At 69.9% G+C, this 14,158-nt stretch carries 10 protein-coding genes; 4 read left to right on the top strand and 6 right to left on the bottom strand.

Annotated elements, in window-relative coordinates:
• Positions 1-206: 206 nt before the first annotated feature.
• The 5 genes from AC068D_RS14970 to AC068D_RS14950 form a co-directional block, all read right to left on the bottom strand.
• Positions 207-1,757 (bottom strand): serine/threonine-protein kinase, encoded by a 1,551-nt coding sequence (locus AC068D_RS14970; RefSeq protein WP_478823428.1) that lies wholly within the window; start codon positions 1,755-1,757, stop codon positions 207-209.
• A 33-nt stretch (positions 1,758-1,790) separates the two neighbouring features.
• Positions 1,791-3,452 carry an alkaline phosphatase D family protein gene (locus AC068D_RS14965; RefSeq protein ID WP_478823427.1) on the bottom strand — a complete coding sequence of 554 codons (1,662 nt, stop codon included), beginning with the start codon at positions 3,450-3,452 and terminating at the stop codon, positions 1,791-1,793.
• An 86-nt stretch (positions 3,453-3,538) separates the two neighbouring features.
• The gene (locus tag AC068D_RS14960; protein WP_478823426.1) at positions 3,539-4,351 is read right to left on the bottom strand and encodes a DsbA family protein; all 813 of its coding nucleotides are present in this window, start codon (positions 4,349-4,351) and stop codon (positions 3,539-3,541) included.
• Positions 4,352-4,397: 46 nt separating this feature from the next.
• Positions 4,398-5,078, bottom strand: a complete 681-nt coding sequence (locus AC068D_RS14955; protein WP_478823425.1) for a hypothetical protein — start codon at positions 5,076-5,078, stop codon at positions 4,398-4,400.
• Positions 5,079-5,166: 88 nt separating this feature from the next.
• On the bottom strand, positions 5,167-6,495 hold the full coding sequence (locus AC068D_RS14950) for a DUF2252 domain-containing protein (protein WP_478823424.1): 1,329 nt from the start codon (positions 6,493-6,495) through the stop codon (positions 5,167-5,169).
• Between the two features lie 199 nt (positions 6,496-6,694).
• Between AC068D_RS14950 and dnaE the strand changes: the two genes are divergently transcribed.
• Positions 6,695-10,234 carry a DNA polymerase III subunit alpha gene (gene dnaE / locus AC068D_RS14945; RefSeq protein ID WP_478823423.1) on the top strand — a complete coding sequence of 1,180 codons (3,540 nt, stop codon included), beginning with the start codon at positions 6,695-6,697 and terminating at the stop codon, positions 10,232-10,234.
• A 142-nt stretch (positions 10,235-10,376) separates the two neighbouring features.
• Here the strand turns inward: dnaE and AC068D_RS14940 are convergent, their stop codons facing one another.
• Complete coding sequence (locus AC068D_RS14940; RefSeq protein ID WP_478823422.1) at positions 10,377-10,550, bottom strand: hypothetical protein; 174 nt, start codon at positions 10,548-10,550, stop codon at positions 10,377-10,379.
• A gap of 234 nt (positions 10,551-10,784) precedes the next feature.
• Here AC068D_RS14940 and AC068D_RS14935 point away from each other — a divergent pair, with 234 nt between their 5' ends.
• The 3 genes from AC068D_RS14935 to AC068D_RS14925 all read left to right on the top strand — a co-directional run bounded on the left by AC068D_RS14935 (position 10,785) and on the right by AC068D_RS14925 (position 14,125).
• Positions 10,785-12,038: an NYN domain-containing protein gene (locus AC068D_RS14935; RefSeq protein ID WP_478823421.1), complete on the top strand. Its 1,254-nt coding sequence runs from the start codon at positions 10,785-10,787 to the stop codon at positions 12,036-12,038.
• 37 nt (positions 12,039-12,075) lie between these two features.
• Entirely contained in the window at positions 12,076-13,050 is a 975-nt protein-coding gene (locus AC068D_RS14930) for an ABC transporter ATP-binding protein (RefSeq protein WP_478823593.1), read from the top strand.
• A gap of 238 nt (positions 13,051-13,288) precedes the next feature.
• Positions 13,289-14,125: an ABC transporter permease gene (locus AC068D_RS14925; RefSeq protein ID WP_478823420.1), complete on the top strand. Its 837-nt coding sequence runs from the start codon at positions 13,289-13,291 to the stop codon at positions 14,123-14,125.
• Positions 14,126-14,158 lie beyond the last annotated feature (33 nt).

Genomic DNA, 14,158 nt, shown 5'->3' with positions numbered 1-14,158 from the left:
CCCCGCTCACTGACCCAGCCTGATCCGAACGAAAGACCCCAGGGCCTCTCGTTCGGATCTTGCCGGGCTCGCGTGCCCCGGCACGCACGCTCGCCGATCCAGGCCGATCCAAACGAAAGACCCCAGGCCGGATCCGTGGAGTCCCGCCCCGGCCCCGGACGTCGAAGGCCCTGCCCTTCGCGCGGACCACGCGTTGCGGAGACGTCCTAGGGGCGGGTGGTGCAGCGGCCCGAAGGGTTGTTCGCCGGCGGGCGGCACTGCAGTCCGAAGTCCGCGGCGTCCGTGCTCAGATAGCGGCCCAGGCAGGTGTTCGCCGTGGTCCTGCCGCGCGAGGCGCAGAAGTCGAGTGCGGCTCTTCCGCCCGGGAACGGGCCGGGTGCGTAGATCACCCAGAAGCCCGGGCGCAGCGAAGGGTAGTCGTCGCTGCGCACGAACAGGGCCTCGGGCACGCTCTTCCGCACCTCGGCGAGGCGGAGGTCACGTGCGGCGGCGCCGGAGCCGACGGGCTCCGAGTGGAGCTGGGCGATCCACCGGCCGGAGGCCGGGGGCGGCTCGCTGCTCGCCCCGGCCGGTGCCGACGGGGATCCGGCGGGTGGGGGAGTGGGGCTGGGACTCGGGCTCGATGCAGGCACCGGCGAGGACGGCGTCGCGCCCGACGCGGGCGTGGCCGCTGCCGCGCTGCCGGACCGTGCGTCCGAGCCCTTCGCGCCCTCCGTCCGGGTCCCGGGGTCGCGCAGTGCGAGGGCGAGCGCGGTCGCGGCCGTGATCGCGACGGCCACGGCGATCACGGCGACGACGACCGGCGTCCGGCTGTGCTGCCGGTCGTGCTGCGGGTCGGGCGAGCGGGTCGGCTGCTGCGGGGGCTCGGGAACCGTCGGGCGAGGGCTGTCCAGCTGTGTGGGTACCGGCGGCACCGCCGTGGTCATCGTCGGCTGCGCCCAGTACGGCGTTCCGCCCGCCTCCACCTGCGCCAGCATGGCATCGAGCCGTGGGGCGTCCGGCCGCGCCTCGGGATCGCGTACGAGCAGTGCCTGCAGCACCGGCGTGAGCGGCCCGGAGCGGGCCGGGGGCGGCACCGGGTCGTCGAGCACCGCGGCCAGCGTGGCCAGGGTCGTCCCCCGGCGCAGCGGACTGACGCCTTCCACGCACACGTACAGCACCAGCCCCAGCGACCACAGGTCGGAGGCCGGACGGTCGTTGTCGTGGCCGCGCACCCGTTCCGGGGCGATGTACTCGGCGGAGCCGACCAGCTCGCCGGTGGCGGTCAGCGAGGACGAGCCCTGGAGTGCAGCGATCCCGAAGTCGGTGAGTACGGCAGTGCCGTCGGTCCGCAGCAGGACATTGGCGGGTTTGACGTCGCGGTGCTGAATACCCGCTTCATGGGCGGCGTTCAGCGCGGAGAGCACCTGGCGGCCGATGCGCGCGGCCTCCAGGGGAGTCATCGGGCCCTGGGCGAGCCGCTCCTGGAGCGAGACGCCCGGCACCAGCTCCATCACGATCCATGGATGGGGCCCGTCGTCGACGATGTGATGGACCGTCACCACATGGGGGTGGCTGATCCGGGCGAGCGCCCGCGCCTCGCGCAGCACGCGCTCGCGCACGGCACCGGACGCGCTCGCGTCGGATCTGACCGCTTTCAGGGCGACTTCGCGGTGGAGCACGGTGTCGCGGGCGCGCCACACCGTGCCCATGCCTCCGCTGCCGAGCCGCTCGATCAGCTCGAACCGCCCGTCGACCACGTCCCCCGGCGCATTCATGGCGCCAGGTTAGAGGAACCGGAACCCGCCTGCTCAGCGCACCGGCTGGTTCACCCTTTCGACCTTCTGCGTTCCGGCGAGCGTTCGGTACGAGCGGGTCCAGGCGGCTGTCGCATCGGGCTTCGCCTTGTCGGACACCGTGTAGTAGTCCATCTGCGAGCGCTCGGCGGTCACATCGAGGACGCCGTACCCGTGGTGGTCCATGTCGACCCACTTCACATGGCGGTTGGCGGCCTTGATCGCGGTCGCCGCCACCAGTGAGAGCGTCCCCGGTGCGACGTGCAGGATGTCGTCCAGGTTGTCCGAGGTCACCGAGGTCACCACGAACTCGGTCGCCGCCGACTGCGACAGCGGGTACGTCGCCGCCTTCACCGGTACGTCATTGGCCCATGCCATGTGGATGTCACCCGTGAGGAAGACGGTGTTCCTGATGCCCCGGTCCGTCAGATGCTTCAGCAACTCCTTGCGGTCGTCCGTGTAGCCGTCCCACTGGTCCGCGTTGATCGCAAGGCCCTCCTTCGGCAGACCGAGCAACTCGGCGATCGGGCCCAGCAGATGGGCGGGCAGCGAGCCGAAGGCGACCGGTGAGATCATCACGGAGGTTCCGACGAGCTTCCAGGTCGCGTCCGACGCCGCCAGGCCCGACTTCAGCCAGTCGAGCTGGGCACGGCCGGTGATGCTGCGATCCGGGTCGTCGACCTTGCCACTGCCCACGGACGCCTGCTGCGAGCGGAACGAACGCAGGTCGAGCAGGTGCAGATCGGCCAGCTTGCCGAAGCGCAGCCGGCGGTAGACCGTGCCCTCCGTGGAGGCGCGCACGGGCATCCACTCGAAGTACGCCTGCTTGGCGGCCGCGGCGCGGGCGGCGTAGTCGCCCTCCGTGCCGGGGGTGTGGTTCTCGGCGCCGCCGGACCAGGCGTCGTTGGCTATCTCGTGGTCGTCCCAGATGGCGATGAGCGGGTGTACGGCGTGCAGCGACTGAAGATCGGCGTCGGTCTTGTACTTGCCGTGCCGGGCACGGTAGTCGGCGAGGCTGAGGATTTCGTGCCGGGGCTCGTGCTGCCGTACGACGTACTTCTCCTCCGGGTACCCGCCGGTCGCGTACTCGTAGATGTAGTCGCCGAGATGGAGGATCGCGTCCAGGTCGGCGCGGTCGGCCAGATGCCGGTACGCGGAGAAGTAGCCCGACTCCCAGTTGGCGCAGGAGACCACACCGAAGCGGACACCCGGCGCGGTGGAGTCCGCGGCAGGGGCGGTGCGGGTGCGCCCCACGGGGGAGACGGTGGCGCCGGCGGTGAAACGGAAGTAGTGGACGGTGGCCTGGCGCAGGCCCCGCACATCGACCTTGACGGTGTGGTCGGTGGCTGCGGTGGCAGTGGTCCGGCCGGCGGCGACGACCCTGGCGAAGTTCCGGTCCTCGGCGACCTCCCAACTCACCTCGGTGTCAGGGCCCTTGCCGGAACCGGGCACCGCGTCCGGGGAGGGCGTCACCCGGGTCCACAGCAGTACGCCGTCGGAGAGCGGGTCGCCCGAGGCGACACCGTGGAGGAAGGCCGCCGTGTCCTGGGCCTCGGCGGCGTTGGCGGAGGAGGCGGCCGCGAGCGCGGGCGCGGCGACTGCGGTGGTGGCGACGGCCGTGACGGCTGCGGCCTTGACGACCGAGCGGCGGCTTGGAGTTGTGGGGAGTCTGGTCACGGCCGATCAGCGTACTGACCGGTAGGACCAACGGGCAGGCGAATTCAGGAAAGTTCGCCTGCCCGTTCGTCAAACGCCGTGCGGTGTTACCCCTTGAGGGCCTTTTCGAGAGCGGCCTTGTACTGCTCCGCCGTCATCGGCGCGTTGTCGCTGCCCTCGGCGGTGACCTTCTTGCCGTCCATCTTCAGCGTCGGAGTGCCCTGGACACCGCTGGAGCTGAACGTGTCGGACATCTTCAGCGCCCAGGCGTCGTACGTGCCGTCCTCGACCGCCTTCTGGAAGGCCGCGTTGCCCTTCAGCGCCGGCACCGAGTCCGCCACCTCGATGAGGTAGTCGTCCTTGGCGAACTTGTCGTCGCGCTCGTCCGGATGGAACTTCGCGGAGTAGAGAGCCGCCTTGTACTCCATGAAGGCCTCGGGGCTCACGTCGAGGGCCGCGCCCAGGGCGGAGAGCGCGTTCTTGGAGCCCTCGCCGTTGTCGCTCTTGTCGATGAAGCTGGCGCCGATGTACTTCATCCTGTACTTGCCGGCGTCGACGTCCTTCTTGAGCGTCTCGCCGACGGACTGCTCGAAGGTCGCGCAGACAGGGCAGCGGGGGTCCTCGTACAGCTCCAGGGTCTTCTTCGCGGCAGGCTTGCCGATGACGACGGTCGTCCCGTTCTCGCCCTCGGTGTTCTTGGGCTCGACGACCTTCGCGCTCTTGGCCGCCTCCCAGGCGGTGGGCTTGTTGGCCTGCATGATGAGGAAGCCGGCGCCGCCCGCTGCGGCGAGCACGGCCACGGTCGAGGCGGCGACGACGAGCTGCCGCCTGACCTTGTCCTTCTTGGCCTGGCGCTCGCGCTCCGCGCGCAGCCGCTCGCGGGCGGCCGCCTTGTTGGCCTGGCTGTTGCGTGCACTCATGATCGTTCTCCGGTGGGTGGGGTCGGGTGTGGTGGGGACTGCGTTCTCAGGCAAGGGCGAGAGCCTGGACCGGCGGTCCCCTCCGTCCCACGGAGTGCACGAGAAGCCGGGTCCGGCCGGAGTGCGGCCGGCCGGCGGACGGGGCCGCCAGGCGCACGCGGCCGGCGGCCGCTCCTGCGGCCGCGACCGCGATCAGCAGCGGCCGGAAGGCGGACGTGGCCACGGCTCGAAGCAGTCCCGCGAGTGCAGATTCGCCGTGCCGCAGCCAGGCGGCGGCGAACAGCCCGACCGAGACGTGCGCGGCCAGCAGCAGCCAGGGCACGGACGGATCGGGGGAGTCGAGCAGGGCAGCCAGCCGGCCGTCGGCCACGGCAGGACCCGGTGGGGCGGCGGCGCCACCACCGCAGAGCACATCCACACCGACCGAGCGCAGGGACCCTGCGACGGGTCCGCCCGCGGCGCCGTAACAGACGTGCTGGCCGGTGGTGAAAACGGTGTCGGCGGCCAGTTCGAGCGGGACGAGTACCGCGGCGATCGGGCCGTAACCACGTTCGCGGCCGGCGAGTGCATAGGCGATCAGGAACACCCCGGCGGCGACCGCGCCGACGAGCATCAGCGGCAGCGGCACCTGGGTGAGCAGCACATGGGAGGCCACGGACAACGTCACCACAAGTGCGGTGAAGATCGCTGCCCGCAGCCCTCTGAGCCGCGTCCCTGATACATCCATCGTCCGACGAGTCTGCCATGGGTCGCTGTAAGCATCCGCTAAGCGACCGGCCTGTCGGGCCGGACGGCCGACTGATTGCCGCGCGGTGTCACCGCAGCCCCGGGATCCTCCCGTTGCGGAAGAGGTCGACGAAGATCTGATGATCGGCGCGGGCCCGCGCACCATAGCTGTGCGCGAAGTCCACGAGCAGGTCGCCGAAGCCGTCCTCGTCCGCGGCGATCGCCGCGTCGATGGCCCGCTCCGTGGAGAACGGCACCAGCGAGTGACCGCTCTCGTCGTCGGCCGCGGAGTGCATCGTGGCCGTCGCGCGGCCGAGGTCGGCGACGGTCGCCGCGATCTCGGCCGGGTCGTCGATGTCCGACCAGTCCAGGTCCACCGCGTACGGCGAGACCTCGGCGACCAGCTGCCCGGCTCCGTCCAGTTCGGTCCAGCCGAGCCACGGGTCGGCGTGGTCCTGGAGCGCGCGCTGTGAGATCACCGTGCGGTGACCCTCGTGCTGGAAGTAGCCGCGGACCCGCTCGTCGGTGATGTGCCGGGACACCGCAGGAGTCTGCGCCTGCTTCATGTAGATCACCACATCGTTCTCGAGGGCGTCGCTGTTGCCCTCCAGCAGGATGTTGTAGGAGGGCAGGCCGGCCGACCCGATGCCGATGCCGCGCCGTCCGACGACGTCCTTCACCCGGTACGAGTCCGGGCGCGTGAGGCTCGACTCGGGCAGCGTCTCCAGATAGCCGTCGAAGGCCGCCAGCACCTTGTACCGCGTCGCGGCGTCGAGCTCGATCGAGCCGCCGCCCTCGGAGAAGCGCCGCTCGTGGTCCCTGATCTCCGTCATCGAGTCCAGCAGGCCGAACCGGGTCAGGGCACGCGCGCTGCGCAGGGCCTCGAGCAGCGGACCCTCGGCCGTGTCCAGGGTGAAGGGCGGCACCTCGTCGTTCTTGGCCCCGGTGGCCAGCGAGTGGATGCGCTCGCGGTAGGCCGCGGCGTAGATCTGCACGAGTTCGCCGATCTGCCCGTCGCTGAGCGCCTTGGTGTAGCCGATCAGCGCCAGCGAGGCGGACAGCCGCTTGACGTCCCAGGTGAAGGGGCCGACGTAGGCCTCGTCGAAGTCGTTGACATTGAAGATCAGCCGGCCGTTCGCGTCCATGTACGTGCCGAAGTTCTCGGCGTGGAGGTCGCCGTGGATCCACACCCGGCTCGTGCGCTCGTCCAGGTACGGGCCGCTGTTCTGCTCCCGCTCCAGGTCGGCGTAGAAGAGGCTCGCCGTGCCCCGGTAGAAGGCGAAGGCGGACGCCGCCATCTTGCGGAACTTGACCCGGAACGCGGCCGGGTCGGCGGCCAGGAGTTCGCCGAAGGCAGTGTCGAAGACGGCGAGGATCTGCTCGCCGCGCTCGCCCGCCGAGGGCTGGTGGACCGACATCGCTGGGTGCCTCCTGGTACATGACAAATGGGACGGGGTTCCGTTCCGCTCAACGCCCGACGGTAGTCCTGAGTGCCCGGCGTTTGTCAGCGGGGAGCCGTAGACTTCCAGGCTGTCCCCCGGACTGCCCGCAGCGAGGGGACCGGGGGTGTCCCCCGGGTAAACACCGTGCCTACTCGTTCTCCGGAGGCCTTCCGCCGTGACCAAGCCGCCCTTCACGCACCTTCACGTCCACACCCAGTACTCACTGCTGGACGGTGCGGCGCGGCTCAAGGACATGTTCAATGCCTGCAATGAGATGGGCATGACGCACATCGCCATGAGCGACCACGGCAACCTCCACGGCGCCTACGACTTCTTCCACTCCGCGAAAAAAGCCGGAGTGACCCCGATCATCGGCATCGAGGCGTACGTCGCTCCGGAGTCCCGGCGGAACAAGCGGAAGATCCAGTGGGGCCAGCCGCACCAGAAGCGGGACGACGTCTCCGGTTCCGGTGGTTACACCCACAAGACCATCTGGGCGGCGAACGCGACCGGCCTGCACAACCTCTTCCGGCTGTCCTCGGACGCCTATGCCGAGGGCTGGCTGCAGAAGTGGCCCCGCATGGACAAGGAGACCATCTCCCAGTGGTCCGAGGGTCTGATCGCCTCCACCGGCTGCCCCTCCGGTGAGCTGCAGACCCGGCTGCGTCTCGGCCAGTTCGACGAAGCCCTCAAGTCCGCCGCCGAGTACCAGGACATCTTCGGCAAGGACCGCTACTTCCTGGAGCTGATGGACCACGGCATCGAGATCGAGCGCCGGGTCCGGGACGGGCTCCTCGAGATCGGCAAGAAGCTCGGCATCCCGCCGCTGGTCACCAATGACTCGCACTACACCTACGCGCACGAGGCCGGTGCGCACGACGCGCTGCTGTGCATCCAGACCGGCAAGAACCTCTCGGACCCCGACCGCTTCAGGTTCGACGGCACCGGCTACTACCTGAAGTCGACCGACGAGATGTACGCGATCGACTCGTCCGACGCCTGGCAGGAGGGCTGCCGCAACACTCTGCTGGTCGCCGAGCAGGTCGACACCTCCGGGATGTTCGAGGCCCGGAACCTCATGCCGAAGTTCGACATCCCCGAGGGGTACACAGAGGTCACGTGGTTCCGCGAGGAGACCCTGCGCGGCATGGAGCGGCGCTTCCCCGGAGGCATTCCCGAGGACCGCCAGAAGCAGGTCGAGTACGAGATGGACACCATCATCTCGATGGGCTTCCCGGGCTACTTCCTCGTCGTCGCCGACTTCATCATGTGGGCCAAGAAGCAGGGCATCGCCGTGGGCCCCGGCCGTGGCTCCGCGGCCGGCTCGATCGTGGCGTACGCGCTCGGCATCACCGACCTCGACCCCATCCCGCACGGACTGATCTTCGAGCGCTTCCTCAATCCCGAGCGCATCTCGATGCCCGACGTCGACATCGACTTCGACGAGCGCAGGCGCGTCGAGGTGATCAGGTACGTGACCGAGAAATACGGCGCCGACAAGGTCGCCATGATCGGCACGTACGGCACGATCAAGGCCAAGAACGCCATCAAGGACTCCGCGCGCGTGCTGGGCTACCCGTACGCGATGGGCGACCGGCTCACCAAGGCGATGCCCGCCGACGTCCTCGGCAAGGGCATCCCGCTCTCCGGCATCCTCGATCCCCAGCACCCGCGCTACAGCGAGGCCGGCGAGATCCGCGGGATGTACGAGAACGAGCCGGACGTGAAGAAGGTCATCGACACCGCACGCGGCGTCGAGGGCCTGGTGCGGCAGATGGGCGTCCACGCCGCAGGCGTGATCATGTCCAGCGAGACCATCACCGACCACGTCCCGGTCTGGGTCCGGCACACCGACGGCGTGACCATCACGCAGTGGGACTACCCGAGCTGTGAGTCGCTCGGCCTGCTGAAGATGGACTTCCTCGGCCTGCGCAACCTCACGATCATGGACGACGCCGTCAAGATGGTGAAGGCCAACAAGGGGATCGACATCGATCTCCTGGGCCTGCCGCTCGACGACCCCACCACCTTCGAACTGCTCCAGCGCGGAGACACCCTCGGCGTCTTCCAGTTCGACGGCGGGCCCATGCGCTCGCTGCTGCGGCTGATGAAGCCCGACAACTTCGAAGACATCTCCGCCGTGTCCGCCCTGTACCGGCCGGGCCCGATGGGCATGAACTCCCACACGAACTACGCCCTGCGCAAGAACGGCCAGCAGGAGATCACCCCGATCCACCCCGAGCTGGAGAAGCCGCTCGAAGAGGTCCTCGCGGTCACCTACGGCCTGATCGTCTACCAGGAGCAGGTGCAGAAGGCCGCGCAGATCATTGCCGGCTACTCGCTCGGCGAGGCCGACATCCTCCGCCGTGTGATGGGCAAGAAGAAGCCCGAGGAGCTCGCCAAGAACTTCGTCCTCTTCCAGGAAGGCGCGCGCAAGAAGGACTACAGCGACGAGGCCATCCAGGCCCTGTGGGACGTGCTGGTCCCCTTCGCCGGCTACGCCTTCAACAAGGCGCACTCCGCCGCGTACGGCCTGGTCTCCTACTGGACGGCGTACCTCAAGGCCAACCACCCCGCCGAGTACATGGCGGCGCTGCTCACCTCGGTCAAGGACGACAAGGACAAGTCGGCCGTCTATCTGAACGAGTGCCGCCGCATGGGCATCAAGGTCCTCCCGCCCAATGTGAACGAGTCCGAGTCCAACTTCGCGGCACAGGGCGACGACGTGATCCTGTTCGGCCTGACCGCCGTCCGCAACGTCGGACAGAACGTGGTCGAGTCGATCATCAAGTGCCGCAAGTCGAAGGGGAAGTACTCGTCCTTCCCGGACTTCCTCGACAAGGTCGAGGCGGTCGTCTGCAACAAGCGGACCATCGAGTCGCTCATCAAGGCCGGAGCCTTCGACGAGATGGGCCACACCCGCAAGGGCCTGGTCGCCCAGCACGAGCCCATGATCGACAACGTGGTGGCGGTCAAGCGCAAGGAGGCCGAGGGACAGTTCGACCTCTTCGGCGGCATGGGCGACGAGGACAGCAACGAGCCCGGCTTCGGGCTCGACGTCGAGTTCTCGGACATCGAGTGGGAGAAGTCGTACCTGCTCGCGCAGGAGCGAGAGATGCTCGGCCTCTATGTGTCGGACCACCCGCTCTTCGGCATCGAGCACGTGCTCACCGACAAGACCGATGCGGCGATCTCCCAGCTCACCGGAGGCGAGCACGCGGACGGGGCGGTCGTCACCATCGGCGGCATCATCTCCGGACTGCAGCGGAAGATGACCAAGCAGGGCAACGCCTGGGCGATCGCCACGGTGGAGGACCTCGCAGGCTCCATCGAGTGCATGTTCTTCCCGGCGACGTATCAGCTGGTGTCCACCCAGCTCGTCGAGGACACCGTCGTCTTCGTCAAGGGACGGCTCGACAAGCGTGAGGACGTGCCGCGGCTGGTCGCGATGGAGCTGATGGTCCCCGACCTCTCGTCGGCGGGCACCAACGCCCCGGTGGTGATCACCATCCCCACGGTCAAGGTCACCCCGCCGATGGTCACCCGGCTCGGCGAGATCCTGGGCCACCACAAGGGCAACACCGAGGTGCGGATCAAGCTCCAGGGCGCCCGCAAGACCACCGTTCTCCGTCTCGACCGGCACCGGGTCCAGCCCGACCCCGCGCTCTTCGGCGATCTGAAGGTGCTGCTCGGCCCGTCCTGCCTGGCGGGCTGAACCGACCGGGACGTACGGCCGGGCCGTGAGTTCCCGGCAGAAGCCGCCGGCCGAGGTCCGCAGCGCATCTGAGGGGCGCACCCGTCAATGACGGGTGCGCCCCTCACACATGCGTCGACGCGATGCGTCGCGCCGTCTCGCCTCAGTTGTGGCCGAAGCGCTTCTGTCGGCCCTTGTGGGCCATGCCGGACGACGGGATCTGGGTGTCGCGCCGCTCCGACTGCGCCTCCATCGACGAGGTCCGGGCCTCCTGGGCGCTGCGCTCGGCGGTCGAGCCCGGCTGCGGCTTGCGTTCTCGGTTCTTGTTCTTGGCCATGGTGGTGCCTCCTGTGGGATGTAGGGGCCAGGGCCGCAATCAGACTCACATAGCGGTTCAAGCGACGCATTTCGGATCATTGCGGTGAGTAACGGGCTGCTGTTACCGTGCGGCTTCACGATCCGCCACGCCGATGATCGAGTTCCGGACGTCAACCTTCCGGCGTTCCGGCAGACTCGAAGGAAACCCGAAGCAACTTCCGTTCCCGAGGTTCCGGAAAGAGGGTGGAACGCCGTGGACCGCTGCGTCGTCCTGGTGGATGCCGGCTATCTTCTGGGCGCCGCCGCGAGTCTCCTCGCCGGGGAACCGGCCCGCTCACGCATCACCGTCGACCATGCCGCCCTCATCCAGGCCCTGCGCGAGCGTGCCGAGGCCGACACGGAACGCCCACTTCTGCGCATCTACTGGTTCGACGGAGCCCCCGACCGCGTACCCCAGCCCGAACACCGCAGGCTGCGGGTCATGTCGCGGGTCACCGTCCGGCTCGGCGCACTGACCCGCAGCGACGGCCGTTGGGCTCAGAAGGGCGTGGACGCCGCGATGCACGCCGAGCTCACCGAACTGGCCAGGAATCGCGCCTGCTCGGACGTGGTGCTGGTGACAGGCGACGGCGATCTGCTGCCCGGCCTGATGTCCGCCAAGGAACACGGGGTCGCCGTCCACCTCTGGGCCGTGCAGGCCGCCGACGGCGACTACAACCAGTCGGAGGACCTGGTGGCGGAGGCCGACGAGCGCCGCGTCCTCGACCGGGCCTGGATCACCCAGGCCGTACGGGCCAAGGACCTCGGTGGTGTCTGCGCTCCGCCGCCCGCTCCCCGGCCCGAGATCGCGGCGATCCTGTCCGCCCCGTTGCCCGAGTCCGCGCTCGCCGCGTCGGCGGAGCGGCCCCAAGGAGCCGGTGCCCAGGCGGCGGAGGTACGGAACGGGACGCCGGCCACGGCCGAGGACGCGGCGGCCGCCCAGGCTGGGACCGCGGGCAGCGGCGTCAAGGGCGTCCCCACTCCCAAGGACCTCGCGGGCCTGCGCGGCCCGGCCACAGCGGCGGACCGGAGCCCGGCCGGAGCCACCCTGCGCTGGTCCTCCGACAAGGGCTGGATCGAGCGCCCTGGCGGCGGCGCCCTCGGCGAGCCCCCGGAAACCGCGTCCCTGCCGACCCTCGCCCAGCTCACCAGCGCCGAGCAGCGCTGGGCCGACCGCGAGGAGGACATCACCACGGTCGGCGGCGATCCCTACGAGGTCGGACAGGTCTTCGCCCGGCGCTGGATGGAACGACTGCCGGACCCCGCGCACGTGCAGAAGCTGTCCACGATGTACCCCCGCATCCCGCATCGCATCGACGGTGAACTCCTTCGGTACGCGGCCCGTTTCGGGCTTCTCGCCCACAAGGACGACCAGATCGACGAGCACGACCGCTATGCGATCAGGGCGGGATTCTGGCGTGAGATCGATGTCCGGGCAGCTGCGGAACACGCCCCCGCGGGGGAGTAGCCCCGGACACCCCGTAGGCTCGTCCCTCGTGAGTACGGTGTGCGTGGTGCGGAATCTGGTCAAGACGTATCCCGCCGCGCGCGCCCGGCGGGGCACTCCCGCGACCCCCGAGGTACGGGCCAACGACGGAATCTCGCTGGTCGTGCGCGCCGGTGAGATCTTCGGACTGCTCGGCCCCAACGGTGCGGGCAAGTCGACCCTCGTCCGCCAGCTCACCGGGCTGATGCGCCCCGACTCCGGATCGGTCGATGTGCTCGGCCACGACCTGGTGCGCCACCCCGAGCGCGCGGCCAGGCTGATCGGCTACCTGGGCCAGGAGTCCACAGCACTGGACGAGCTGACCGTCGCGCTGGCCGCGGAGACAACGGGGCGGCTCCGTGGACTCGGGGCACGCGAGGCGCGGGCCGAACGGGACACCGTGCTCGACGAGCTCGGGCTGACCCAGCTGGCAGGACGGCCCCTGAAGAAACTGTCGGGCGGGCAGCGCCGGCTGGCCTGTTTCGCAGCCACGCTCGTCGGTGAGCGTCCCGTCCTCGTGCTGGACGAGCCCACCACCGGCATGGACCCGGTCGCGCGGCGTGCGGTCTGGGCCGCGGTCGACCGGCGTCGGGCGGAGCGCGGGGCGACCGTTCTGCTGGTCACCCACAATGTCATCGAGGCCGAGACCGTGCTCGACCGTGTCGCCGTGCTGGAACGCGGCAGGGTCATCGCCTGCGACACGCCCTCGGGACTCAAGGAGCGTGTGGCAGGCGAGGTGCGCGTCGAGCTGGTGTGGCGCGAGCGGGCGCCACTGGACGTTCCGGAGGTCGCCGCGCTGCAGGGCTCAGCCCAGGAGTCCGGCCGCCGTTGGGTGCTGCGGCTCGCCCCCGACGAGGCGCGGGCCGCCGTCGCCGCAGTGACCGGCGGCGAGGCGTTCGCGGCGCTGGACGACTTCACTCTGGCCACGCCCAGCCTGGAGGACGTGTATCTGGCACTGGGCGGTCACGCGGCGAAGGGCCTGGTGAAGGCGTGACGGACGGCGTGTCCCGGGTGCACCTGCCGGTCGCCGGCCGGCGCCGGAGGACCGTGGTGGGCTCGTGCGGCCGCGTCACCTCGCCACGAGCGGTGGACGGGTTCTCCCCACGCCGGCTGCCGCACACCGGCGGCCGGGGCGAGGTGCTGCTCCGCGACCGTGTGCAGCGGCCGTGCGGAGTGCGCGGGGCGGAACGTGGCACAGTAAGGCCGTACGTACGGAACAGGAGCAGCGCCAGGTGAGCATTGTGCCCGCGGAGGCCGTGTCCGCGAACGTGCCGGGGACCGAGGCCCCCGCCCGTACCGGGTCCGGCGGTGCTGCCGCACCGCTCGCACCGCGTGCCAGACTGCTGCCCGCGCTCGTGGCGGTGTACCGCGCCCAGTTGTCCCGGGCGCGGGTGGCCAGGATCCCGCTGCTGTTCGTCGCCACCTTCCAGTCCGTCGGGATCATGGTGCTGATGCGGGGTGTCGTCGACGGCGGGGCGGAGGCGCGGGCCGTTGTCGCCGGGTCGTCCGTCCTGGTAGTGGCGTTCGTCGCGCTCAATCTGCTCGCCCAGTACTTCGGACAGCTCAGGGCAGGTGGCGGCCTCGACCACTACGCCACGCTGCCGGTTCCGCCCGCGGCGGTGGTGCTCGGCGCGGCGGGGGCGTACGCCTCCTTCACCGTGCCCGGCACGGCCCTGACCGCGGTCATCGGCTCGGTGCTCTTCGGGCTGCCGCTGACACATCTGTGGGTGCTGGCAGCGGTGATCCCGCTCGCGGGTGCAGCGCTCGCGGGGCTGGGTGCGGCGCTGGGGCTGCTGGCGCCGCGCCAGGAACTCGCGACGCTGCTGGGTCAGCTGGGTATGTCCGCCGCGCTGCTGCTGGGAGTGCTGCCGGCCGGACGGCTGCCGGAGCCGGTCGCGTATGCGCGTGACCTGCTTCCGTCGACGTACGGGGTCGAGGCCCTGGCGCGCACCTTCGACGTACGGCCGCAGTGGTCCGCCGTGGCGCTGGATCTCGCGGTCTGTGCGGTCGTGGGTGTGGCGTCACTGTGCGTTGCGACCTGGGCGTACCGGCGGGCCGCGGTCCGGTGAGGCGCGCCACAGGGACGTTTGGCACGATGTCCT

The organism is Streptomyces sp. NPDC043861 (assembly GCF_056435905.1).
Note: the sequence above shows the minus strand (reverse complement) of the source record. Positions and strands in the feature narration are given on the sequence as shown.